Annotated in this window: 24 protein-coding genes and 1 riboswitch; of the genes, 9 read left to right on the forward strand and 15 right to left on the reverse strand. The window is 72.5% G+C overall.

The genetic code is table 11. The features are described 5' to 3' along the window. Window positions 1-102 precede the first annotated feature (102 nt). Complete coding sequence (gene ribA / locus ACFW5B_RS16035) at window positions 103-786, forward strand: GTP cyclohydrolase II (protein ID WP_386439411.1); 684 nt, start codon at window positions 103-105, stop codon at window positions 784-786. A gap of 90 nt (window positions 787-876) precedes the next feature. Here the strand turns inward: ribA and ACFW5B_RS16040 are convergent, their stop codons facing one another. Next, complete coding sequence (locus ACFW5B_RS16040) at window positions 877-1,626, reverse strand: CbtA family protein (RefSeq protein ID WP_386439268.1); 750 nt, start codon at window positions 1,624-1,626, stop codon at window positions 877-879. A gap of 15 nt (window positions 1,627-1,641) precedes the next feature. Next, window positions 1,642-1,860: a CbtB-domain containing protein gene (locus tag ACFW5B_RS16045; protein WP_386439270.1), complete on the reverse strand. Its 219-nt coding sequence runs from the start codon at window positions 1,858-1,860 to the stop codon at window positions 1,642-1,644. A 64-nt stretch (window positions 1,861-1,924) separates the two neighbouring features. Further along, a riboswitch (cobalamin riboswitch) is annotated at window positions 1,925-2,010 on the reverse strand. A gap of 159 nt (window positions 2,011-2,169) precedes the next feature. Here ACFW5B_RS16045 and ACFW5B_RS16050 point away from each other — a divergent pair. Both ACFW5B_RS16050 and ACFW5B_RS16055 read left to right on the forward strand, forming a co-directional pair. After that, window positions 2,170-2,742 carry a histidine phosphatase family protein gene (locus ACFW5B_RS16050; RefSeq protein ID WP_386439272.1) on the forward strand — a complete coding sequence of 191 codons (573 nt, stop codon included), beginning with the start codon at window positions 2,170-2,172 and terminating at the stop codon, window positions 2,740-2,742. 135 nt (window positions 2,743-2,877) lie between these two features. After that, a complete protein-coding gene (locus ACFW5B_RS16055) occupies window positions 2,878-3,318 on the forward strand; it encodes an SPW repeat protein (RefSeq protein WP_386439274.1) in 441 nt (146 codons plus the stop codon). Window positions 3,319-3,477: 159 nt separating this feature from the next. Here the strand turns inward: ACFW5B_RS16055 and ACFW5B_RS16060 are convergent, their stop codons facing one another. After that, window positions 3,478-3,855 carry a hypothetical protein gene (locus ACFW5B_RS16060; protein WP_386439276.1) on the reverse strand — a complete coding sequence of 126 codons (378 nt, stop codon included), beginning with the start codon at window positions 3,853-3,855 and terminating at the stop codon, window positions 3,478-3,480. A 195-nt stretch (window positions 3,856-4,050) separates the two neighbouring features. On the opposite strand from ACFW5B_RS16060, the gene ACFW5B_RS16065 reads away from it, so the two are divergent. Then, entirely contained in the window at window positions 4,051-5,877 is a 1,827-nt protein-coding gene (locus ACFW5B_RS16065) for an alkyl/aryl-sulfatase (RefSeq protein ID WP_386439278.1), read from the forward strand. A 99-nt stretch (window positions 5,878-5,976) separates the two neighbouring features. Continuing rightward, window positions 5,977-8,010: an ATP-binding protein gene (locus tag ACFW5B_RS16070; RefSeq protein ID WP_386439279.1), complete on the forward strand. Its 2,034-nt coding sequence runs from the start codon at window positions 5,977-5,979 to the stop codon at window positions 8,008-8,010. A gap of 16 nt (window positions 8,011-8,026) precedes the next feature. Here the strand turns inward: ACFW5B_RS16070 and ACFW5B_RS16075 are convergent, their stop codons facing one another. From ACFW5B_RS16075 to ACFW5B_RS16095, 5 genes are read right to left on the reverse strand one after another with little or no spacing between them, the layout of a single operon-like run. Continuing rightward, window positions 8,027-9,067 (reverse strand): serine hydrolase domain-containing protein, encoded by a 1,041-nt coding sequence (locus ACFW5B_RS16075; protein ID WP_386439280.1) that lies wholly within the window; start codon window positions 9,065-9,067, stop codon window positions 8,027-8,029. Continuing rightward, window positions 9,064-9,987, reverse strand: a complete 924-nt coding sequence (locus tag ACFW5B_RS16080) for a DUF6895 family protein (protein ID WP_386439282.1) — start codon at window positions 9,985-9,987, stop codon at window positions 9,064-9,066. The genes ACFW5B_RS16075 and ACFW5B_RS16080 overlap by 4 nt, the downstream gene beginning before the upstream one ends. Next, entirely contained in the window at window positions 9,984-10,967 is a 984-nt protein-coding gene (locus ACFW5B_RS16085) for a DUF6895 family protein (RefSeq protein ID WP_386439284.1), read from the reverse strand. Before ACFW5B_RS16085 ends, ACFW5B_RS16080 begins: the two co-directional genes overlap by 4 nt. After that, on the reverse strand, window positions 10,964-11,665 hold the full coding sequence (locus tag ACFW5B_RS16090) for a hypothetical protein (protein ID WP_386439286.1): 702 nt from the start codon (window positions 11,663-11,665) through the stop codon (window positions 10,964-10,966). Before ACFW5B_RS16090 ends, ACFW5B_RS16085 begins: the two co-directional genes overlap by 4 nt. Before the next feature lie 17 nt (window positions 11,666-11,682). Next, window positions 11,683-11,868 carry a hypothetical protein gene (locus ACFW5B_RS16095; RefSeq protein WP_018091704.1) on the reverse strand — a complete coding sequence of 62 codons (186 nt, stop codon included), beginning with the start codon at window positions 11,866-11,868 and terminating at the stop codon, window positions 11,683-11,685. Window positions 11,869-12,477: 609 nt separating this feature from the next. Here ACFW5B_RS16095 and ACFW5B_RS16100 point away from each other — a divergent pair. Beyond that, window positions 12,478-12,885 carry a molybdopterin-binding protein gene (locus ACFW5B_RS16100; protein WP_386439287.1) on the forward strand — a complete coding sequence of 136 codons (408 nt, stop codon included), beginning with the start codon at window positions 12,478-12,480 and terminating at the stop codon, window positions 12,883-12,885. A 53-nt stretch (window positions 12,886-12,938) separates the two neighbouring features. Here ACFW5B_RS16100 and ACFW5B_RS16105 read toward each other — a convergent pair whose 3' ends face one another. Both ACFW5B_RS16105 and ACFW5B_RS16110 read right to left on the reverse strand, forming a co-directional pair. Next, the gene (locus ACFW5B_RS16105) at window positions 12,939-14,180 is read right to left on the reverse strand and encodes a helix-turn-helix domain-containing protein (RefSeq protein ID WP_386439289.1); all 1,242 of its coding nucleotides are present in this window, start codon (window positions 14,178-14,180) and stop codon (window positions 12,939-12,941) included. A 215-nt stretch (window positions 14,181-14,395) separates the two neighbouring features. Beyond that, window positions 14,396-14,815, reverse strand: coding sequence for a molybdopterin-binding protein (locus ACFW5B_RS16110; RefSeq protein ID WP_386439291.1), 420 nt, complete (start codon window positions 14,813-14,815; stop codon window positions 14,396-14,398). Window positions 14,816-15,123: 308 nt separating this feature from the next. On the opposite strand from ACFW5B_RS16110, the gene ACFW5B_RS16115 reads away from it, so the two are divergent. The 3 genes from ACFW5B_RS16115 (at window position 15,124) to ACFW5B_RS16125 (ending at window position 18,586) form a co-directional block, all read left to right on the forward strand. After that, entirely contained in the window at window positions 15,124-15,519 is a 396-nt protein-coding gene (locus tag ACFW5B_RS16115; protein ID WP_386439293.1) for a molybdopterin-binding protein, read from the forward strand. A gap of 150 nt (window positions 15,520-15,669) precedes the next feature. Then, window positions 15,670-16,473: a molybdate ABC transporter substrate-binding protein gene (modA, locus tag ACFW5B_RS16120; RefSeq protein ID WP_386439295.1), complete on the forward strand. Its 804-nt coding sequence runs from the start codon at window positions 15,670-15,672 to the stop codon at window positions 16,471-16,473. Between the two features lie 91 nt (window positions 16,474-16,564). Beyond that, window positions 16,565-18,586, forward strand: coding sequence for an ABC transporter permease (locus ACFW5B_RS16125; RefSeq protein WP_386439297.1), 2,022 nt, complete (start codon window positions 16,565-16,567; stop codon window positions 18,584-18,586). Window positions 18,587-18,604: 18 nt separating this feature from the next. Here the strand turns inward: ACFW5B_RS16125 and ACFW5B_RS16130 are convergent, their stop codons facing one another. The 5 genes from ACFW5B_RS16130 to ACFW5B_RS16150 all read right to left on the reverse strand — a co-directional run bounded on the left by ACFW5B_RS16130 (window position 18,605) and on the right by ACFW5B_RS16150 (window position 23,366). Then, window positions 18,605-19,051 (reverse strand): nitroreductase family deazaflavin-dependent oxidoreductase, encoded by a 447-nt coding sequence (locus ACFW5B_RS16130; protein ID WP_386439299.1) that lies wholly within the window; start codon window positions 19,049-19,051, stop codon window positions 18,605-18,607. Between the two features lie 271 nt (window positions 19,052-19,322). Further along, complete coding sequence (locus tag ACFW5B_RS16135; protein WP_386439301.1) at window positions 19,323-20,777, reverse strand: SulP family inorganic anion transporter; 1,455 nt, start codon at window positions 20,775-20,777, stop codon at window positions 19,323-19,325. Window positions 20,778-20,794: 17 nt separating this feature from the next. Further along, window positions 20,795-21,397: a carbonic anhydrase gene (locus ACFW5B_RS16140; RefSeq protein WP_386439303.1), complete on the reverse strand. Its 603-nt coding sequence runs from the start codon at window positions 21,395-21,397 to the stop codon at window positions 20,795-20,797. 90 nt (window positions 21,398-21,487) lie between these two features. After that, window positions 21,488-21,934 (reverse strand): hypothetical protein, encoded by a 447-nt coding sequence (locus tag ACFW5B_RS16145; protein ID WP_386439305.1) that lies wholly within the window; start codon window positions 21,932-21,934, stop codon window positions 21,488-21,490. 121 nt (window positions 21,935-22,055) lie between these two features. Next, window positions 22,056-23,366 (reverse strand): MFS transporter, encoded by a 1,311-nt coding sequence (locus ACFW5B_RS16150; RefSeq protein WP_386439307.1) that lies wholly within the window; start codon window positions 23,364-23,366, stop codon window positions 22,056-22,058.

The following is a 23,366-nucleotide window of genomic DNA, read 5'->3' on the forward strand; positions in this document are numbered from 1 at the left end:
GTGGTTGTCACGGCATCGGTTGTCACGGCGTCGCAGCATACTTGTTGTCTTTATGAGTGAGTTCTGCCGATCATTTAGCCGCGCGGGTACGATCGCGCCATGATGGACCCCGACGACTCAGCCGGCGCCGACCTCCGTGTCGCAATCGATGATGCCCTCGGCCAAAAGCCGGGCGTGGAACAGGTGGTGACGGTCAGGCTGCCCACGACCTACGGCGAATTTCTCGCCGTCGGCTATCTGGACCGCCGTACCGGTATCGAGCAAGTGGCTCTGGTCCACGGCGATGTCGTCGTGCCGGAGCCGGTGCTGACCCGGGTGCATTCGGAATGCCTGACCGGTGATGTCTTCGCGTCCACGCACTGTGAATGCGGCGATCAATTGTCCGCGGCGCTGCGCGAGATCGTGGCGGCCGGGCGCGGCATTCTGGTCTATCTCCAGGGGCATGAGGGCCGAGGTATCGGGCTGCTGGCCAAGCTCCGCGCGATGCGGCTCCAGGAGGACGGGCTCGACACGGTCGAGGCGAACATCGCGCTCGGGCTGCCGGTCGACGCCCGGGAGTACGGGGCCGCGGCGGAGATCCTGCAGGACCTCGGCGTCCGGTCCGTGCGGCTGCTGTCGAACAACCCGCGGAAGCGCGAGGCGCTGCTGGCGCACGGTATCGCCGTCGACGAACAGGTCCCGCTTTTGATGCCGCCCCGTGCGGAGAACATCCGCTACCTCCGCGCCAAACGGGAGCGCCTCGACCACGATCTGCCCCATCTGGACGGCATCCATGGTCTGACCTGACGCGGACCGCACCCGCCCCGCACACCACGAGGGAGGGCGCGCGACACGAGGTCGCGGGCCCTCCCTCGGTGGCTGCGTACAGCCGGCGGGTCAGGAGACGGCGGGTGCCGCCTCGGCCGCGGGGGCCTCCCGACGTGCCGGGACGACGCGCTCCGCGAGGTGGCCGAAGACGAGCCCGAAGGCGGTCCACAGCACCAGTTGGACGGCGAGCGCCGACAGCCGGAACTCCCACAGCAGCGTGCCGGGGAAGCCCGCGGGCACGTTGTCGTAACCCGGCAGGAACGCATAGGCGAGGCCGATGGCGACCACGAACGCGGCGCCGGCCACGACCGTGGCGTTCCAGTTGCCCAGCTTCGGGGCCAGCCGCCGGCCGAGGAGCGTGGCGGAGACGGCCAGCAGGATGCCGAGCAGCATCATCAGGAAGAACAGGGCGGTGCGGGTGCCGATGGTGTCGGGGTCACCGACGGCCGGCGGATTGGCCGGGTACTTGAGGAACGGTACGAGGTAGACGACCAGCAGCGCGGCGCCGGAGAGCAGCGCCGCCGTGGTGCGGGCACCGAACCGGCCGATCCGCCCCAGGGCGAAGCAGAAGACCAGTGCGGCGATCCCGCCGAGCGCCACGCCGTAGACCAGTACGCCGGTCGCCAGCCCCGCCGTGGACTGCAGACCGCGGCTGACGACCTCCATCCCGTGTTCGTGGCTGTGCGCATCCTCGAACGCGATGGCGGCATCCACCTTCGGTTCGCCCAGCAGATAGGCGACGACGAGGGCCAGGAGACCGGCGGCCAGACCGGCGAGCATCCCACGCACCAGAAGGTTTCTGATGGTGACGGAGTTCATGGGAGCTACGTCCGATCAGTGGCAGGGGAAGCCGAGGAGATGACGCCCGTCGTGGACCCACTCGTGGACGTCCGTACCCGAGAGCAGCGAGGTGGCGCCCTGCTCGGCGCCGATGAAGTACAGCAGAACCAGCATCAGGACGCCGACGAAAAGCGCCCACGGAGCGATGGCCTTGAGGGGGATGGGGGCCGGGGCGACGGCGCCGGTGGCCGGGGGTGCGATGGTCTGAGCCATGGCAGGACCTCCTGTGCGGGGGAACTCGCGTCCCTGTTCGTTGGAGTGCGTTACGACATGCCGGGTCTGGCTCGCCCGGTCCCGGCCTGGTGGGGCCGTTCAAAACCGGACATACAGTGGCGCGACCGCGCCGGGATCTCACCGGCTTCCGTCATGTCGTCGTCAATATCATCGGGAAGGTACCGCGAACCGACCGCCCGGCCAAGGCCGCGGAGGGGGCGGAGAGGCGCAGGGCAGGGCGCGCCCTCCGGGCAACTCCCTTGTGCCGCCTGCGGGTTGCCGTCCCGGAGCGGAGCGAGAGGAGAGGACATGACAACTCGGGTGATGTTGGTCTCACCGGCCGCGGGGGACGCCCAGCGCGAGGTGCGCTTCGATGACGACGGTCCGCTGAACGAGGCCGGGCTGCGCCGGGTCCGGGCCGCCGCCGGAGCATTGCCGCCCGCCGACCGGGTCTTCGCCTCGCCCTCCGTCCGGTGCCGCCGCACGGCCGAGGGGCTCGGGCTGCCGGTGCGGCCCGCGGGGGAGCTGGCGGGCTGCGCGATGGGCGGCTGGCGCGGGCGGACGCTGGCCGAGGTCGCCGACGCCGAACCGGCCGCGGTCTCCGCCTGGCTCGCGGACCCGGATTTCGCCGGGCACGGCGGGGAGTCGCTGCGGCAGCTGTGTGACCGGATCGCGGACTGGCTGGCACGGCTGGCGCCGGACGCGGGCCGGGTGCTGGCCGTCGTTGAGCCGGATGTGGTGCGCGCCGCGGCGGTGTGCGCCCTGCGGGTCCCGGCGGAGGTGTTCTGGCGGCTGGATGTCCGGCCGCTGACCGTGACCGAGCTGAGCGGCCGGGGCGGGCGCTGGAATCTGGGGCTGGGGTGGGAGCTGAGCCGCAGGTGACAGCAGTGCGACCGGAAAACTTTAAAATTCACCTGCCCCCTGAACTACACATAAAGGCGACATAAGCGCATCATAAAGATGCGTGGCCAGATGCCACGCGAAACGGCCGGTTTGCGAACGAAGGAGGCGAGTCGCATGGCCGACGTCTCACACCACAGGGGAGATCTCGCAGGTCACCCCGATGCTTCTGAGATGCAGGCGCGGTATGAGCGGGTGCTCGGCGGGCGTGATGTGGTCCTCGTCGACGGACCGGTGCTCCTGGTCGGCCTGTATTGCGCCGTCTCCCCGTGGATCCTCCACTTCTTCGCCGCACAGCCGGCGCTCATGGTGCACAACCTCATCCTCGGCATCGCGATCGCCCTGATGGCGGTCGGATTCACCGTGGCACCTGAGCGGATGTACGGGCTGAGCGGTGCGATGTGCGCGATCGGCGTATGGATGATCATCTCGCCGTGGATCGTCGGCAGCTCTCCGGACGCCGGCGTGATCTGGAACAACGTCGTCATCGGTGCCCTGACCTTCCTGCTCGGCGCCATGTGTGTCGGCGCGGCCGCAAAGAGCCGCCGCGGCACCTGAGCGCGCTCCCTCCGGGGGCGTGAAAAAGCCGCCGGCCGCTTGCCTCTGACGGGGCAGGTGACCGGCGGCTGTGCGTGCGGGAGCGCGGTGCGGCGTACGGGGCCGGGGCAGAGACCCGGCCGTACGGGGCCGGGGCTCAGGCATCGCCCGGGCCCCTGGTCAGCGCCGGTCGCGGCCGTTCATGGAGAGCTGGCCCAGCAGGCCGGCCAGCACCAGCCCGGTCGCGAGGAGCAGCCCGTGGGGCAGCGCGATACCGGCGGCCAGACTGCCCGCCGCGACGGCCGGTAACAGCCAGGCGAGGCGGTGGGACGGCCACGGCCGGGCCGTGCGGCGTAACGGGGAACGGGGATCGGGGCGGCGGGCGGAGCCGTGCCGGAACGGCTCGGTGAGCTCACCGAAAGCGCGGTCGTGGTGCGGGGACAGGGGTGTCCCTCCTCTCCCGGTCGTACGGACGGCCGCGCCGTGCGACCGGGGCCGGAGGGCCGGGACGCCCGTCCGGTGATCGCGCGAAGCCGGGCTGTCCGGCCAAGGCGTCAAGGATGCAGTGGCGCCTGCGTAGTTGTGCCCGGCCGAGCCGCACCCGTAACGCGTCGGCCCGCGAGGTGTCGCACGGCCCGCCCGCGGGCGGGCCGCGGTGGGCACCCGCACGCATGCGGCAACCCGGCAGATTGGGTTAAATCAGTGACATGGGTCTTCCGACTGTGGCCCGCCGCCCCGGAGAGGTAGCGCCCCGTGACCGCTGTACCCGTGGATGACCACCAGGACTTCGCCGACGCCGACCGTGGCTTCATCGCCGCGCTCGACCCGCCCCAGGTCACGGCGGACGACGGCCGGGTGATCTGGGACGCGGAAGCCTATGGCTTCCTGGCCGGGAACTGCCCCGACACCGCGCACGAGAGCCTCTGGCGGCAGGGCCGCCTGGTCAGCCGGCAGGGTCTGTACGAGGTCACCGACGGTATCTACCAGGCGCGTGGTCTGGACCTCTCCCATATGACGCTGGTCGAGGGCGACCACGGCGTCCTCGTCATCGACCCGCTGCTCTCCACCGAGACCGCCGCCGCGGCCCTGGAGCTCTACCGCAAGTACCGCGGTGACCGGCCCGTCACCGGCCTGATCTACACCCATTCGCACAGCGCGCACTTCGGCGGCGGGCGCGGTGTGCTGCCGCCCGGCCACCACCCCGTACCGGTGCTCGCCCCGGCCGGCTTCCTGGCCCACGCGGTCGGTGACGGCATCTATGCCCGTACGGCGATGAACCGGCGGGCCGTCTACATGTACGGGTCGGAGCTCCCCAAGGGGCCGGCCGGCCAGATCGGCTGCGGACTGGGCGCCGCCCGCTCCACCGGCACCACGACCCTCATCCCGCCGACCGTCGACATCACCCGCACCGGCCAGGAGGAGATCGTCGACGGCATCCGCCTCGTCTTCCAGCTCACCCCCGGCACCGAGGCACCCGCGGAGATGAACTTCTGCTTCCCCGCGCACCAGGCCCTCTGCCTGGCCGAGAACGCCACCCACACCCTGCACGGCATCCTGACGCTGCGCGGTGGCGCCGTCCGCGACGCCCGCGCCTGGTCCCGGCACCTGGGCGAGGCGCTCGCCCTCTTCGGCGACGAGGCCGAGGTCGCGTTCGCCTCCCACCACTGGCCGACCTGGGGCAAGGACCGCGTCCGCACCCTGCTGGCCGACCAGCGCGATGTGTACGCCTACCTGCACGACCAGACGCTCCGGCTGCTCAACGAGGGCCTCACCGGCGCCGAGATCGCCGAGGAGCTGCGGCTGCCGCCGGACCTGGAGCAGGTCTGGGCCCACCACGGCTACTACGGCTCGCTCAGCGACAACGTCAAGGCGGTCCACCAGCGTTACCTGGGCTGGTTCGACGGCAACCCCGCCCATCTGTGGGAGCATCCGCCGGCCGAACAGGCCCGGCGCTATGTCGACACCCTGGGCGGCGTCGAGGCCACCGTCGACGCGGGCAAGCGCTACGCCGCCGACGGCGATCTGCGGTTCGCCGCCACCCTCCTCAACCACGCCGTCTTCACCGCCCCGCAGAACCTCCGCGCCCGCCGCGAACTGGCCCTCGTCTACGAACGGCTGGGCTACGGAGCCGAGAACGGCATCTGGCGCAACGTCTACCTCACCGGCGCCATGGAGCTGCGCGGCAGCCTCGCCGAGGCGGCGCCGGACACCGTCCACCCCGACCTCGCCCTGGCGCTGACCGTCGACCAGCTCCTCGACGCGCTCGCCCTCCGTGTCGACGGCCCCCGGGCCTGGTCCACCGCGCTCACCCTCGACCTCTACCTCCCCGACGAGGACCGCACCTGGCAGCTGACGCTGTCCCACGGGGCGCTCACCTACGTCAGTGCGCCCGGCGCCCCCGCCCCGCCCGGGGAACGCACCCCGGACCTGACCCTGACCCTCACCAAGCCCCAGCTGCTCGGCCTGCTCACCGGCCAGGGGCCGGGCGACGCCGCCCAGGACGGCGAATCGGGGGCCCTGCACCAGCTCCTGGGCCTGCTCGGCACGCCGGAACCCACCTTCCCCGTCGTCACGCCCTGACGGCGCAGCCGCCGCCCGGCCGGCGGCCGTCAACCTCGTGCCCCGGCCCGCTGCCCCCACCGGGCCGTGGGATCCGCCCGGCTGGGGCAGACTGGGCCGGTGGCGAGCAACATTCCCGAGGAGTCGACCAGCTTCGTCGGCCGGCAGGCCGAACTGCGCAGGATCGACGACGAGTTGACGGAGCACCGACTGATCACGCTGACCGGACCCGGTGGCGTGGGCAAGACCCGGATCGCGATGCGGGCCGCGCGTGCGGCGGCGGCGCGGTTTCCCGACGGCGTCTGCTGGGCCGATCTGTGGCCCCTCCAAGGGGACGGACTGCTGGTGGCCGGTGTCTGCGATGCCGTCGGCCTGGCCGACCACACCTCCCGGACCCCGGTGGCCGCACTGTGCGAATGGCTCGCCGACAAACGGCTGCTGCTGGTGCTGGACTCCTGCGAACACCTCGTCGACGCCTGCCGCGACCTCCTCGGCGATCTGCTGACCGCCGCCCCCGCCGTGACCGTGCTGGTCACCAGTCGGCAGCCGCTGGACATCGTCGGCGAGTGGACCACCGAGATCGGCCCGCTGCCGTGCACCGGCGACAACGACGCCCTGACCCTGTTCACCCAGCGGGCCGGCGCCGCCGCCCCCGGACTGCGGCTCACCACCGGGCTGCACGCCCAGGCCGCCGCCGTCATCTGCCGCCGCCTCGAAGGCATCCCACTGGCCCTGGAACTGGCCGGCGCCCAGCTGGCGCACAGCTCCGTCGAGCGCATCGCCGAGCGGCTCACCTCCCGCTTCGACACCCTCGACCCCGCCGGCGGAACGGTACGGCCGCCGCGGCACCGGACGCTGCGCTGCGCCATCGGCTGGAGCCACGAGCTGTGCGCACCGCTGGAACGGCTGCTGTGGGCCCGGCTGTCCGTCTTCCGCGGCACCTTCGACGCGGAGTCCGCCGCTGCCGTGTGCGCCGGGGGACCGCTGACCGGACCGGGGGTACGCAGCACCCTGGCCGCGCTGGCCGCCAAATCGGTGCTCACCCGCGAGGGCACCCGCTTCCGCATGCTCGACACCCTGCGCGAGTACGGCCGGATGTGGCTCGCGGAACTGGGCGAGGTGACCGCCCTCGCCGGCCGGCACGCCGCACACTTCGCCGACTTCGGCCGCCGCGCGGAACTGGGCTGGCTGGGCCCCGAACAGGTCAGCTGGTACCGCCGGGTCGCCGACGCCCATGTCGACCTGTGCACCGCACTGGACCACCTCCTGGTCACCGACCCGGAACGCGCCCAGGAACTCAGCGCCTCGATCGGCCTGTTCTGGAGCTGCTGCGGCCATCTGCACGAGGCCCGCGACTACGTGGCCCGCGCCCTCGCGGCACACCCGGGCCCGAGCCCGGCCCGCACCCGGGCGCTGTGGGCGCTCGGCGTCGCCGTACTGCTCCAGGGCGATCTGGCGCTGGCCGACGCCCTGGGCCTGGAGTGCGCCCGCGCGGCGCAGGCGTCCGACGACGCCGAGGCGGTGCTGGCGGCCGGCTACCTCATCGGCCTCACCCATCTGATCGCCGGCCGCCCGATGTCCGCGCACACCGTCGTGGAACAGGTGCTGGGCCCGCTGCCCCACGACCCGTTCGACTCTCCCGCACGGCTGCGCTGCCGGCTCGTCCGGATCTTCGCGCTCACCGGCCTGGGCGAGCTGGCCCGCGCCCGCGCCGAGGCGACCGAGCTGCGCCGCGGCTGTGTGGAGCGCGGCGAATACTGGACCCGCTCCTACACCGACTACCAGCTCTCGCTGATCTCGCTGTTCCAGGGCCGCCCCGGGGAATCCGCCGAGCACGCCCGCGCGATGCTCGCCGCCAAGCAGGGCATCGGCGACAAATTCGGGATCGCGCTCGGCCTGGATCTGCTCGCGGCCGCGGTCGCGGCCCAGGGCGACGGCGCCGCGGCCGCCCACGTCTACGGAAGCGGCCAGGCCATCTGGCGCACCGTCGGACATCCGCAGCGCGGCACCCCCGAACTGCGCGCCGTACGCGAGGAGTGTGAGCAGCGGGCCCGCGCGGCGATCGGCGACGCGGCCTATACGGAGCTCTTCCAGCGGGCCAGCGAGGAACGCCCCGGCACCTCGCTCGCCCGGATTCTGGCGGGCGACCTGTGAACGGCGGCCGCCCCGTTCACGACGAGAGGTCGCCGGCCAGCCCGTACAGCAGCTCGTAGGCAGTGGTGATCATGTTGCAGGTCCGGCCGCGGCGGGTGGCCAGCGCGACCAGCCCGGTCTGCGACGCCGGGTGGTAGCCGAGGAACGCCTGCTGGCCGAAGGTCGCTCCGACGTGGAAGAGCAACGGGCCGTTGGCGGCCGGGTGCTGGTACCACGTCAGGGTGTGGGTGTCGTGTTTCCGCAGGCCGCGACGGAGCTGCGGCACCTGGACGTCGCGCAGCGGCCCGGCCAGCGGGGTGTCGTCGGGGGAGAGGTGCGCCTCGAGGTAGGTGAGCAGGTCGCCCGGGGTGGCGCGCACCGACCCGGCGGCGACGAACGCCCCCATGTCGGCGCTGCGCACCGGCGTCACCCCGTTCGTCCGGTGCCCGATGGCGTCGGTGCCGGTGGTGCCGGGGCCCAGCGTCGTGTCGGTGAGCTGGAGCGGCTTCAGCACCCGGTCGGTGAGCAGGGTGGGGTAGCCGGCGCCCGCGGCACGGGACAGGGCCGGCCCGAGCAGTGCCAGCCCGAAGTTGGAGTAGCGCCAGCGGGTGCCCGGCTCGTGCCGCGGCCGGGTCCGGGCGAAGGTGTGCAGCAGACGCTCGGTGTCGTAGCGGGCGTAGCCGTTGGCGTACGGGTGCACCAGCGCACCGGCGATCAGATCGGCGGGAATCCGCGGCAGCCCGGAGGTGTGGGTGGCCAGATGCCGCAGGGCGATCCGGCGGGAGGACGGATGCGGCAGCACCAGCCCCGGCAGATGGGCCGCGAGCGGATCGTCCAGGGACACCACACCGGCCCGGGCCAGTTCGGCCAGCAGCAGCACGGTGAAGGTCTTGGACAGCGATCCCAGCTCGTAGCGCAGCGCATGCCGCGGGGTGGGCGGCGCCATGGCCGAACCGCCGGTCATCACGGTGCGCCGGCCGCGCCGGGTGACGGCCAGCACGATGTCCGGGGCGTCGATCAGGGTGACCGCGTCCGCCAGACGGTCGGCGAGCGCGGTGCCGGGGCGGTCGGGGCTCATCCGACGGCGGACATGGCCCGGGAGGTGGCCATCGCGGAGGCGAACGCGGCCACCAGGGTGGGATGGTGGACCAGGTCGAAGACCCGCGCCGGGTCGCCCTGCGGCATCGCGCGCTGGATGGGCATCGCGCCGGTGGCCGATTGCGCGGCGGCGTACCGTTCCCACAGCTCCGCGTCCAGGGTGGGCCGCGGCAGACAGGCGTCGACGACGAGGAGTTCGCCGAGCAGATCCCAGTGTTCGAGGTCGGCCCAGTCGTCCATCCAGGCGGGCAGGAACCGCGTCAGGTACTCGGCGATGGCCGGGGGGATGTGCTCGGGGTTCTCGCCCCAGTTGGTGAGGTGGAAGACGGTGTGGGTGAGGTCGTAGGCGATGTGCAGCTGCACCGTCCACGGCTCCGGCAGCTGTCCCAGCCAGGTGCGCGCCACCGCCTGGTCGAAGTCGCTGCTCGGCGGCAGGCCCAGCTTGCGTTCCGCGTTGAGCACCCCGAGCCGCCGGTTGGGCATCATCTCCAGCGCGGTCCAGGTGGAGGTGTACCGGCACACCTCCAGCGCGGACTCCAGCCCCGGATGACGGTGGCCCAGTTCGTGGAAGGTCGCATAGACCTCCAGCGGCACCGGGGAGAGCGGCTCGTCGTGCTGGAGCCGGGCGAGCACGTTCCCGCCGTCCAGCAGCTCCCGCCAGGTGAAGTCCAGCAGCTGCCCGGCCCGTGCCTTCTGCCGGGAGCCGGCCACGCCCTCCCGGAACAGCACATGCATATTGAGCGCCAGCTCCCCGATGGGCTTGAGCCGCTCGACGACCGCGCCGTTGCTGGCGAAGTCCTCGGGGGTCAGCCGGAAGTGCTCACGGTGCTCGTCGAGCCAGGTCAGGGCCCGGTCGCCGACACCGTGCAGCAGAGCGGGGGATGCGGCCGTCACGGTCACGGGGCAGTCTCGCTTTCGCAGGGCGTCCGCCCGGCCGCCGTCGCCGCGTTCCCGGCCGGCGGACCGGCCTCGGCCTCGTCGGAGGCGATACGGGCGAGGGTGGCGGCGAACGCGGTCACCAGGGTGGAGTGGTAGCAGGCCGTGAACGCCTCGGCCCGGTCGCCCGAGGACGGTGCGGCCCCCATCTCGGGCACACTGCCGTCGGCCGCCTGTGCGCCGGCCAGCCGCTGCCAGGCCGGCGCGTCATAGGGGGCCGCGGGCAGACAGGCCGTCACGGCCAGCAACTCGCCCACCAGGTCCCACAGTTGTTCGTCCAGCCAGTTCTCCAGCCAGGCGGGGACCCACAGCCGCAGGTAGTCGGCGAGTTCGGGGGCCAGCCGCTGCCGGTTGCGCCCCCAGTCGGTGAGGTGGAAGACGTCGTGGGTGATGCCGTACGCCGCCTTGCGGTCCAGCGCCCAGGGCTCCGGCAGCCGGCCGAGGCCGGTCAGGGCGAGCACCGCCCCGAAGTCCGCGTGCCGGCGCAGCCCGGTCCGCCGCTCCGCGTTGAGCACCCCGAGCGTACGGGTGTGGTCCTCGCGGGCCACCCGCCAGCCGCGCAGCCGCGTCATCAGCCGCACCAGCGCATCGGCCTCGGCATGGCGCAGCCCGGCCTGTGCGAAGACCCCGTAGAGCTCCACCGGATAGGTGGCGAACGGCTCACCGCGGATCAGCTCGGCGAACAGCTCGCCGTCGCGGGTCTCGTTCCAGGCGAACGCGAAAAGTCCGCGGGCCGTCTGCCGGATGTCGTCCCGCGGGTGCAGCGTCCCGATCAGCTGGGTCAGTTCGGCCAGCTCACCGAGGGGTTTCAGGGTCAGATTCGGATCGGCGTCCGTGGTCACGTTCGGGGGCAGCCGGAAGAAGGGGCGTGCCTCGTCCAGCCACCCCAGGCTGTCCCGGACCATCCGGTCCAGCAGCCCGGGGTCGCCCCGGCCCCCGGTCACCAACCCCGTCCGTAGAAGCGCTGGGCCGCCGCCACATGCAGCGTCACCCGGGGATCACCGCCACCCATCTGACGGACGAACGCCAGCCCGCTGTCGAGCCCCAGGGTCTGCGGCGCCTCCGGCAGCCGCGCCAGCCAGCGCCCCAGGCCGGCCGCCTGCAGCCAGTCCCGGCGGCGGACCGCCCGGACGAAACCGCGGGCCAGATCGTCGGTGCGGACGGCCAGCTGCTCGGTGAGACCGGGAGCCAGCCCCGGCAGGGCGAGCGCGGCGAGCTGGGACACCCGGTGCGAAAGCCTGGGCCAGGGGTCGTGGTCGACCCAGCCGGCCGTGGCGTCGGGCGGCGACGGCCAGTGCGGTGCGCCTCCGGGGAGATACGCGTGCGAGGCCTCGACCAGGCCCCGGTAGCTCCACACCGAGACCTCCGAGGCATCCGCTCCCGGCGGATAGGCCGCGAGCGCCTGCCGGACCACCGCTTCGTCGTCCGCGCCGACGGGCATCCCGGGAAGGTCCATTGCGTACGGTGCGAGCGCGTCGGCGCCGAGCACCCGGACGGCGGCCGGGCTCAGCGCGTCACTCTGCCGCAGAATGCCGGACAACGCATAAGGGTCGCCCTCACCCCGCAGGGCGAGGGCGACCCCGGTTGCGGCATCGGCGATCACAGCGCTCAGCGGGACTGCTCCCTGCGTCTGTTCAGCCAACGCTTTTCCCCTCAGCTTCAGCGAACGTCCGTCTTGGGCCGGGGGGTGGGGGGCGAGATCAGGAGCAGCGCGGCCAGCAGCAGCGCACCTCCACACTCGCGGGTGTCGCGGAAAACACCGTCGGCCTCGGCGGGCTCAAGCAGTCCCTCGACCTCGGCGGCCAGGGCGGCCGTCTCGACCGGCGCTGTGCGATCCGTAACCATGCGATCAACTCCCGTTTTCGACGAATGGGATACCAGATTCACATCGTCATAATTCGGACGCAAGAGGAGAAATGGGGCGAATCGTAATCTTTCGGGTTGGTGTGATGGGTGTTCAGTGCGCCTTGAGTCCGCCAACTCGCTTGCCGTGCTTGTCAGATGGCGCATCGGCCAGCTCGGCAGGCGGGCGTATCGAGCGATTGCGCCATGTGTGAGGAAGCCGCACCGATGGCGGATCGGATTGCTCTGTTCGGATGCACCCGCCCGACACGGATGGACCCGCGGCCCGCACCGGAGCGGCCCGTACCGGGCCCGGAGGACGTAAACCGGCCCATCCGGGCCCGCTCTCCGGTTGCCGGACGACGCCCGACGCCGCATAGCGCCCTCCCGTCCACGGTGCACCTCCCCTTCCACCGCACGGGTGACCCGGGCCCGTCCCACGACGGATGTCCCCGGCCACGGGCGGCAGTCACCGTGGAGGTCCACGGGCGGACGGCGCCCCTGGACCGGCGGACGCACCCGGCCCCCGCGCCGGACCGGGCCCGAAGCGGAGGCCGCTGCGGGGCGGCGCGCAGTGACGGGCCGTCCCGCCCGCTGCCCTAGAGTGCGGGGGTGCCGACGTACAGCATTGGTCAGGCAGCGGCGCTGCTGGGTGTGAGCTCGGAGACGGTCCGGCGCTGGGCCGACGGCGGCCGGCTGCGGATGGAACGGGACGGCGCCGGGAACCGCGTGCTCGACGGAGTGAGTCTGGCGGCGTTCGCCAAGGAGCGTGCCGCGGGACAGCATCCGATGCCGGGCGAGGTGCTGACCTCCGCACGGAACTCGTTCGCCGGGATCGTCACCCGGGTGACCCTCGACGCAGTGATCGCCCAGGTCGAGATCCAGTCCGGACCGCACCGGGTGGTCTCCGTGGTCAGCCGGGAGGCGGTGGAGGAGCTGGGGATCGAGGTCGGGGTGACCGCCACCGCCCGGGTGAAGTCCACCCATGTGCACATCGACCCGCTGGACGACCGGCGCTGAGCTGCCGGCCCGGACGCTGCGCCCGGCCCGCCCGGTGCCGTCGCCCGCGCCGCTCAGCGGCAGAGCAGTGCCGCCTGGAGATCCAGCTTGTGTTCGAGCCGGGACAGATCGCGGCCGGTGAGCAACTCGATGCGCTGGATGCGGTAGTGCACCGAGTTCACATGCAGCTGTAGTGCGGCGGCCGTCCGTGCCCAGGAACCGTGGTGCGCGAGGAAGGCCTCCAGCGTCTCCAGGAGCATCCGGTGCGAGCCGCCGCTGTGCGCCAGCGGGCCCAGCACCCGGCTCCTGAAGGCCGTACGGACCTCCGCGGGAACCCCGGAGAGCAGGGCGCCCAGGGTGCCGAGGTCCTCGACGGTGGTCACCCGGCCCGCTTCCGGGGACTGCGCACGGGCCGCCGCCAGCGCGTAACGCGCCTGATCCAGCGCGGAGTTGAGGCCTTCCGGGTCCCGTACCGGAGCGCTGACCCCGGCGTGGAGCGCCGTCTGCGGCCGGTCGGCGTACAGCGCGGGCCACAGCTCGGCGAGTGAACTCCGCCGCTCGGCGTCGGGGGCGCGGGTGGGGGCAGAGGCCGGGTCGAGGTCGGCCCGGATGACGGCGACCGCCTCGCCGCCCGGGAGCCGCCCGGCCGCGAACGGCTCGCCGGAGGACGGTCGCAGCGCCGCCACCGGCACACTCGACGCCCCGCCGCACTCCTCGCCGACCGTCGTGGCGACCACCACCCGGTACGGCCCGGAGGCGGGCAGCCCGCAGGCGCGCAGCGCGGCATCGAGCGCCGCGCCGTCGGCCGGGCCGGCCGCGATGAGCGCCACCAACGCGTCCGCCACGCCCTGGTGTTGGGTGGCTTGATCTGCCTCGACGGTTCGCTCGGGCAGCTCGTCGGGCCCGCTGGGCCGGCCGTCCGGATCGCCCCGTCGATGCGGTATCGCTGCCGTCGCCGCCTCCGTGAGGGCGCGGAACGTGGTGTGTGCGGGCACCGCGATCAGCACGACGCCATGCGCACGGCAGGACTCGACCAGATCGTCCGGGACCGCGCCACGGGCCTTGGCGCCGGCCAGCAGCACGGTGGCGCCCGCGGAGCGCAGCGCCGCGACAAAGCGGTCGGTCCGGGCGCGGCCGTCGTCGGGCGTCCACCACTCCAGTCCGCTCAGCACCAGCTCGCCCGGCCGCAGACACCCGGCCGGGGCCTCGTGTCCGGCGGCGGTGACACCGCTGATCTCCTGTGTGAGCGCGGGGCCGTCGCCCCACAGCAGGGTCAGACCGAGCGCATCGAGCTGGAGGAGGTCGTGGACGTGCATGTACTGGCTCCTTGGGCGGCTGCCGGACACGATCCCGGCATCTCACATTCACCAGGCGAATATGACAACTCGCATGGTAAATGCCAGATGATCAAGGCCATAGCCCTCTTGTCCGGTCGTCCAGTGACCGGGGTGGTGCGGGGGAGCTTCCGACAAGGAGCGGATTCGGCGATGCGCCGGTCCTGCCACGGCCGTGGACGGGCGAGAGGTCCGGCTCAGGAGGCGGCGAGGGCGATCTCGGTGGATTTGATCAGCGCGGTGACCTCACAGCCGGCGGTCAGGCCCAGGTCCTCGACCGCCTCCCTGGTGATCGCCGCGGTCAGTTCACCGCCCGCCACGGCCACCTTGACGCCGGCCATCGCACCGCCGGTGGCCACCTCGGTGACGGTACCGGGGAGCCGGTTGCGGATGCTGAGGCCCTCGACCGCGCCGGTGGCGAGCGCCACTTCGGTGGACTTGATCAGCGTGCGCACCGCGGAACCCGCCTCGATGCCCAGCTCCCGTACGGCCTCCCGGGTGATCGCGGCGGTGATCTCCTGACCACCCGTCAGCCGGACCCTGACGGTCGCCATGACCTCGCCGGGGGTGACGGAGGCGACGGTGCCGGGAATCTGATTACGGATGCTCAGGCTCATGGACATGCCTCACCGGGGAGTGGAAATGCAAAGACGGTGCTGGGGAGACGTCATATATCTCCGGTTTTGCTGAGCACTTTAGGTCGCCTTCGCGCGGTTGTCCGGGATGCGCCGCGGGGTCGGGGGAGTGTCCGCTTCTGCCCGGCTGAGTGCGCATGCGGTGTGCGGCGTAGGGCGGCGCGAATCCGCAACCGGGGGCGTGGGGCCGGACAGGGGCTTCGTGTTTTTCTCCGACGCGCCTGGCATTTGCTATAGAGCTTCGGCTCAACAATTGCAGATGCGAGCCAATGTTGCCTATCTTGTCGCACATGCAGTCCTATACGATCGGCCAGGCGGCGCGGCTGCTGGGGGTCAGCCCCGATACCGCGCGCCGCTGGGCGGACGCCGGAAGGGTCGCGACCCATCGCGACGACGGCGGCCGCCGCCTCATCGACGGCCGTGATCTGGCCGCCTTCTCCATCGAGGTGGCGCAGAGCGGCACGGGTGAGGAGGACGCCTCGTACACCTCCGCGCGCAATGCCTTCCCGGGCATCGTCACCGCCGTCACGCTCGGCGACGTCGCCGCCCAGGTCGAGATCCAGGCCGGTCCGCACCGCCTGGTCTCCCTGCTGACCCGGGAAGCGGTGGAGGAACTGGGCCTGGAGGTCGGCATGCAGGCCACCGCCCGCGTGAAGTCCACCAGCGTGCACATCGACCGCACCTGACCCCTTCGCGGTACCACCCCAGCCGGTCCGCAAGCACCGTCCCCCGGCGGCCGGCTGACTCACCCCAGCGGCGTCGCCCGTCCCACGGCGCGGCTTTTCCCATCTGCTCGGACGACACCGGTCGTCCTGCGTTCCAAGGAGTCCCGCCTCATGTCCCAGCTCGTCACTGCGCGCCGCACCGCCGCCGCGCTCGTCACCGCCGCCCTGCTCGTTCCGCTCACCGCCTGCGGCGGCAACGACGACGGGACGAAGGACCAGAGCACCGAGAAGTCCGGCAGCGCCGTCCCCAAGGCGGACCTCACCGTGCTCGCCGCCTCCTCGCTGACCGATGTCTTCAAGAAGGCCGCTGCGGTGTACGAGAAGGAGCACGCCGGCACCAAGGTGAACTTCTCGTTCGCCGGGTCCCAGGAACTGGCCGCCCAGGTCCGCGAGGGTGCCCCCGCCGACGCCGTGGTCACCGCCGACACCAAGACCATGGACGGGATCAAGCCGGATGTCGGCAAGCCCACCGTCATCGCCAGGAACCGCCTGGTCATCGTCACCGGTGAGGGCAACCCCAAGAAGATCGGAAGCCTGAAGGACCTCACCGACAGCAAGCTGAAGGTGGTGCTCGCCGCCTCCCAGGTACCGGTCGGCCGCTACAGCAAGCAGGTCCTGGATGCGCAGGGGCTGAACGTCCGGCCGGTCTCGCAGGAGCCCAATGTCCGCGCGGTGCTCAGCAAGGTCGAGTTGGGTGAGGCCGACGCGGGGCTCGTCTACAAAACGGACGCCGCCACCGCGCCGACGAAGGTCGACGCCGTCGACCTCCCCGACGAGCAGAACGCCGTCGCCTCCTACCCGGCGGCGACGCTGAAGATGTCCCAGCACTCCGCTGCCGCCGCCGCGTTCGTGAAGTGGCTGAGCGGGCCCGAGGCACAGCAGCTCCTGCAGCGGGCGGGTTTCCAGAAGCCGTGATCCGGTCCGGCACGTACGGGACCGCCCGGCCCGGGGAAGCGGGCGGCCCGTGCGCGCACCACCCGGCCCCGCCCCGAGCCGAGGAGGCCCGATGAGAAGCCCCCGCACCCTCGCCCCGGTCCGGGCAGGCCGGTTGCGCGCGCCCGGTGCCCGCACCCCCGTCGTGCTGGCCGTGCCCGCGCTGGTCGCCGTAGCCTTTCTGCTGCTGCCGCTCCTCGGCATCCTGGCCCGCACCACCTGGCGCGACCTCGGCACCCACTTGACCAGTCCGGGCGTCCTCGAAGCGCTGCGGCTGTCGCTGCTGGTGTCCTTCTCGGCGCTGGGACTCGCGCTGTTGCTGGGGGTGCCGCTGGCCTGGCTGCTGGCGCGGGTCGACTTCCGGGGCAAGGCGCTGGTCCGCTCGCTGGTGCTGCTGCCGATGGTGCTGCCGCCGACCGTCGGCGGTGTCGCGCTGCTGCTCGGCTTCGGCCGCCGGGGCTTGCTCGGCCCCTGGCTGGAGGACACCTTCGGCATTGTGCTGCCGTTCCACACCTCCGGTGCGGTGGTCGCGGCCACCTTCGTGGCGATGCCGTTCCTCGTCATCAGCCTGGAGGGCACCCTCGCCGGGCTCCGCCCGAGCTACGAGGAGACCGCGGCCTCGCTCGGTGCCTCTCCCGTACGGGTCTTCCGCACCGTCACCCTTCCCCTGGTCGCCCCCGGTCTCGCCGCCGGTGCCGCGCTGACCTGGGCCCGCGCGCTCGGCGAATTCGGCGCCACGATCACCTTCGCCGGGAATCTGCCCGGCACCACCCAGACCCTGCCGCTCCAGGTCTATCTACTGCTCCAGGACTCCCCGGAAGCCGCCACCTCGGTGTCGCTGCTGCTGCTCGTCATCGCGATGGCCGTGCTGGTCTGTCTGCGCGGACGCTGGACCGGCGCCACCGGCTACCGCGCGGCCCGCCCCGTGCGTGCTGCCGACGCCGGCGGCCCCGACAACAGCGGCCCCGACGACGGCAACCTCGGCGACTGCGGCACCGACGACGCCGGCCTCCCGGCCCCGCCCGCCGCGGGCACCGAGGAGCCGGCCTCGCACACGGAGCGCTGGGGGCTGCACGCCGAGGTCGCCGGATTCACCGAGCTGACGCTGGACGCCGGACCGGGCACCACCCTCGCCGTCGTCGGCCCCAACGGCGCCGGCAAGACCACCTTGCTGCGCGCCCTGCTCGGCCTCACCCCGCGCGCCCGCGCCGCGCTCCGCCTCGGCGACACGGACGTCAGCGCGCTGCCCCCGCACCGCCGAGGCGTCGCCTGGGTCCCTCAGGACGGTGCGCTCTTCCCGCATCTGACCGCCCTGAACAACACCGCGTACGGGCTGCGCGCCCACGGCGTCTCGCGGGCGCACGCCCGCCACACCGCACAGCAGTGGCTCGACCGGCTCGGCGTGGGCCACCTCGCGCACCGCAAGCCCGCCCAGCTCTCCGGCGGGCAGGCCCAACGCGTCGCCCTGGCAAGGGCGTTGGCCGCCCGGCCCCGGCTGCTGCTGCTCGACGAGCCGCTCGCCGCGCTCGACCAGACCACCCGCGCCCGGGTACGGCACACCCTGCGCGGCCATCTCGCGGACTTCGGCGGGGTCTGTCTGATCGTCACCCATGACCCGGTCGAAGCGGTCTCCCTCGCCGACCGGGTCCTGGTCCTCGACGGCGGGCGCGCCCTGCAGGAGGCCCCGCCCGCCGAGGTCACCCGGCATCCGCGCTCGCCCTGGGTGGCCCGGATGCTGGGCCGGAACGCCTGGCCGGGCACCGCCGCCGGCGAGGCCCTCGCACTCGCCGACGGCGGCCGGCTGGTCGTCGCCGACCCGCTCCCCGACGGGGTACGGGCGCTGGCGATCATCGCTCCCGAGGCGGTGTCCGTACACCTCGACCGTCCCACGGGCAGCCCCCGCAACGTCTGGCCGGGCATCATCCGCGAGATCACCTCGGCCGGCAGCCGGCTGCGGGTCCTCATCACCTCATCCGAGGCCCCCGATCTGGTGGCTGAAATCACTCCCTCGGCGGCTTTGGAACTCGGCCTGGCCGACGGCGTTTCCGTATGGACCAGCGTCAAAGCCACCGAGGTGTCCCTCGTGACGCTCTGAGCGCCGACCGGGGCCCGGTCAGTGCTCCATGGCCGCCGGTTCCAGTACGAACACCGGGATCTGACGTTCCGTCTTCTTCTGGTAGTCGTCGTAATCGGGGAACGCCTCGACGGCCCGCCCCCACCACAGGGCCTTCTCCGCCCCGCTGACCTCACGGGCGGTCATGTCCCGGCGCACCGGCCCGTCCTGGAGCTCCACCCGCGGGTCGGCCACCAGGTTGTGGTACCAGACCGGGTGCCGGGGAGCGCCTCCCATGGAGGCCACCGCGGCATACAGACCGTCGTGCTCCACCCGCATCAGCGGGCTCTTGCGGAGCCTGCCGCTCCTGGCGCCCCGGGTGGTGAGGATGACGACCGGCATACCGCGTATCGTCGTGCCTTCCCTCCCGCCGGAGGACTCGTACTGCTCGACCTGATCGCGTACCCACTGTGCCGGGCTCGGCTCGTACTCTCCCTGAAGAGGCATGCGGTCCGTCCCACCTCCGTAGACAACGTGACTTCGCTCGCGGCCGGGCGGCGGTGCCGCCCAGTAGCGCCCCTGACCTTCGCTCAACAAACGCGGCGTACGCAATCTTCCCGGCCCCGCCGTCGTGTCCACGCTGACAGCACGGCGCCGGCCACCGGCGGCCGCCCCGGATCGCCTCATCGGCGGGTACGGGAGCAGCCGGACCGGTGGCCGGCGCGGGAGAGCGGCTACTGCGCACCCGCCGAAACCGGGCGGGTGCGCAGGCCCGTTGTCAGGACACCAGCTCCACCTCGCGGGCGCTCCGGCGGTGCTGCTCGGCCCAGTTGGTGAGCGCGGCGCCACAGGCGTGGTCGAGATGGCGCAGCCCGCTCAGGTCGAGCTCCACGTCCCGGTCCGCGGGCAGCGTGTCGAGCTGGTCGAGGATCTTGGGCAGCCGAAGGAACGTGGCGTTTCCGACGGCCCGCACCTGCACCGGCTCCGCCGCGTCCTCCGGGACCTTGACCTCGAGGTGGACATGGGAGGTCTCCCAGGCCGTCTTGGCGACGGCCATCAGCAGACCGATGAGCACGCCCTCGAACATATTGACCGTCACGATCGCGATCGCGGTGACCAGGAGAACGACGGCCTCGCCGCGGTGTTCGCGCCACAGCGGCCCCAGCGCACGCAGTGGGATGAGCTTGCAGCCCGCGTGCACCAGGACGCCCGCCAGCGCGGCCACCGGCACCACACCCAGCGCGGCCGGGAACGCCGCGGCGAACACCAGCAGCCAGACGCCGTGCAGCACCCGTGAGGCCTTGGTCTGCGCGCCCGCCTGCACATTGGCGGCGCTGCGGACGATGACGGCGGTCATCGGCAGGGCACCCAGGACACCGCAGACGGTGTTGCCCGCACCCTGGGCCATCAGCTCCTTGTCGTAGTCGGTCTTCGGCCCGTCGTGCAGCCGGTCGACCGCGGCGGCGCTGAAGAGGGACTCGGCGGAGGCGATCAGCGCGAAGGCGAGGACCGTACCGAGCACCCCGAAGCCGCCGAGCCGGCCGAGGTCATCGAGGCCGGGCGGCTGGATGGCGTCCAGCAGCCCGCTGACCTGGACCCGTGCGACGGGCATGTCCAGCGCCCACACCGTGAGGGTGGCGAGCGCCACCGCGACCAGCGGCGCGGGAAGGACCCGGGCGGCGGCCTTCCAACGCGGCCACAGCACCAGGACGGCGATGGTGCCGGCCCCGATGGCGAGCGCGGCCAGCGCGCTGTCCGACCGCACGGTGGACGCGACCAGGCCGGGGAGCCCGCCGATGTTGGCGAGTCCGCTGCCCGGAGCCTTGGCGTCGGTGAGGGCGTAGAGCTGACCGGCGATCAGGACCAGGCCGATGCCGGCCAGCATGCCCTGGACGACCGCGACCGAGATGGCCCGGAACCAGCGCCCCAACTTGAGGGCTCCCATGGCCAGTTGGAGCAGACCGGCGGCAAGTACCAGCGCACCGAGCGTGCCGAGGCCGTACTCCTTGACGGCCTCGAAGACCAGCACCGTCAGACCGGCGGCGGGGCCGCTGACCTGGAGGCTGCTGCCCGGGAGCAGACCGGTGAGCAGTCCGCCGACGACACCGGTGACCAGGCCCAGTTCGGCCGGGACACCGGAGGCGACCGCCACCCCGACACACAGCGGGACGGCCACGAGGAACACGACGAGGGAGGCGGTGAAGTCCGCCCGGAAGGAGGTGAATCGCTTCATGAGAGCCTGCCCCGCCTTCACAGGGGGAGGAACAGGTCGGTGGCCGGATGGTGCGCGGCCACCAGGCCGGTGTGCACCTCGTAGAACCAGCCGTGCAGAGCCACCTCTCCGGCGGCCAGCCGCTCCTGGACACAGGGGTAGTCGCGCAGCCGGTTGACCTGTTCGCGGACGTGCTGCTGCACCGCGGCGGCGACGGTCGGCTCCCCGTCCTGGGGCAGCTCGTCGGACAGCGCCTGCGCCAGCCAGTCCCGTACGGCCGGAGCGCCGGTCAGGTCCTCGCCGCGGGCCTTGGCGCCGACCGCGCCGCAGTGCGAGTGGCCGCAGACCACGATGTCGGCCACGCCGAGTACCCGCATCGCGTACTCGATGGTCGCGGCCTCGGCACAGGCCGCCATGTCGTCCCGGTAGACGGGCACGGCGTTGCCGGCGGTCCGGAGCTCGAAGAGTTCACCGGGCCGTGCTCCGGTGATCAGGGACGGTACGACCCGGGAGTCCGAGCAGGTGATGAACAGGGCGAGGGGCGACTGACCGGCCGCGAGCCGGCCGTAGGTCTCTTGTTCGTCGCTGCCCTCGGCGATACGGGCCATCAGGCCCCGGGCATGCTGGATGAAGGTCTCCACGAGGGGTCTCCTGCTGATGAGTGGTGCCACTGTGGGGGTGGTGGCGGGAAGGGTGAGGTACGGCAGGTGGAGCTGGCCACCACGCCGTGCTCAGCAGCGGAAGACGCAGTGGAGAAGGGGTATTTCGACGGGTCTGGACGCGGCCTTGGTGGAGCTGCCGGCCGTGGGTCCACCCGATGCCGGGGTGGTGTGGGGCGCCGGGCCGCCACCGCTGAACGGGGGGAGCGGACGCCCGGTGTGGTGCGGGGTGCCGACGGCGGTGCGGACCGTGCGCCGGGGCTGGCCGCGCTCGGCCGCGCGCTTGGTCTTCTCCTCGGTGGTGCTGTAACTCGGCTTGACGGCCGGCTGGGCGCTGACGGCCTTCACCGCGGACCGTCCGGCGTTCGCGGGCCGGTCCGGGTCAGGAGCCGATGCGCCGCCCAGTACGAAGGCGAGGATCACCAGGAGGGCGAGCAGCGGCGTGCGGAACCCGTGCTGCACCGGTGCGCCCGGTATGCAGGTGTCCTTCCGCACTGTTGCCCCCCGTGGCTCGTTCACACGGTTCCACCCTGCCCTCACAGTGCAGCATCCAGGTTTCCGTTGTGAGAACGAGAAATGACGCCAAGTTTCAAGATGTCCCCCGTTTCGATTTGGGCACATCCATGTGACGAACGGGTGTTCATTTTGGTTCCGGCTCCGCGTGGGGAGTCGCAGGGAGGCTGTCGATGTGCAAAGGCCGGCGGACCGCCCACGCGACCACGGGCACGACCGCGAGGGAGAGTACCGCGCCGCCCAGCGCCAGCGCCGGATAGCCGCCGAGGACGACGACCGGCCCCGAGGACATCCCCCCGGCCGCGCCCGCAAGGGCTATCCCGACGTCCACCAGGCCCTGTGCCGAGGCGCGCCGGGCGGGAGGCAGTGCGTCGGTGACGATGGCGGTGCCGCTGACCAGGCCGAAGTTCCAGCCGAGGCCGAGGAGTACGAGTGCCGTGGCGAGCGCGGGGACGGAGTCCGGCGGGGCCGCGGCGGCCAGCACTCCGGCCGCCGCCAGCGTCAGCCCGGAGGCGCCGGCGATCCACCACCGGCCGAGGCGGTCGACGAGCAGCCCGGTGAGCGGGGAGGGCAGAAACATCGCTCCGACGTGCAGGGCGATGACCAGCCCGGCCGCCTGGGTGCCATGGCCGTGCGCCTGCATATGGACCGGCGTCATGGTCATGACCGCGATCATCACGAGCTGAGTGAGGATCATGACCATGGTGCCGGCGGCCACTCCGTGCCGTTGCGGGCGGGCGTCCGGCCGGTCGCCGGTGTCGTCCGCGGGGTGCGGGTCCGCCGCCGCGGCCTCTTCCGCCGCCAGTTTCTCGGCCAGCCGCAGCGGATCGGGCCGCAGCAGCGCGGCCAGGGCCAGCGCCGCCGCCCCGAACGCGGCCACGGCCAGCAGGAACGGCCCGGCGAGCCGGGGGATGCCCCAGGAGTGGGCGACCTCTCCGGTGACGGTCACCAGGTTGGGGCCGACCACCGCGCCGAGCGTGGTGGCGAACAGCACCGTGCTCACCGCCCGGCCGCGCCGCTCGGACGAGGCCAGGTCCGCGCCGGCATAGCGCGCCATCAGATTCGTCGCGGTGCCCGCCCCGTAGACCAGCAGGCCCAGGAACAGCAGCACCGCACTGCCGAGGGCGGCGGCCACGACGACCCCGAGGCTGCCGAGCGCCCCGACGGCGTACCCGAGTGCCAGCCCGGGGCGGCGGCCGTGGCGCCGGCAGATCTGGCCGATGCCGAGGGCGCCCAGCGCGGCCCCGGAGGTGAACAGCGCACTGGGCACGCCGGCCAGACCGGTCGAGCCGAGCATCTCCTCGGCGAGCAGCGCGCCCACGGTGATGCCGGCGGCGAGGCCGGCTCCGCTGAGGATCTGGGCGAACACCAGGACGCCCAGAATGCGCCGCTGTTCGGGCACCTCGCGGCCTGCCGTGACGTCATTCCGGTCCGTCAT

The organism is Streptomyces sp. NPDC058773, assembly GCF_042746015.1.
GTDB lineage: Bacteria > Actinomycetota > Actinomycetes > Streptomycetales > Streptomycetaceae > Streptomyces.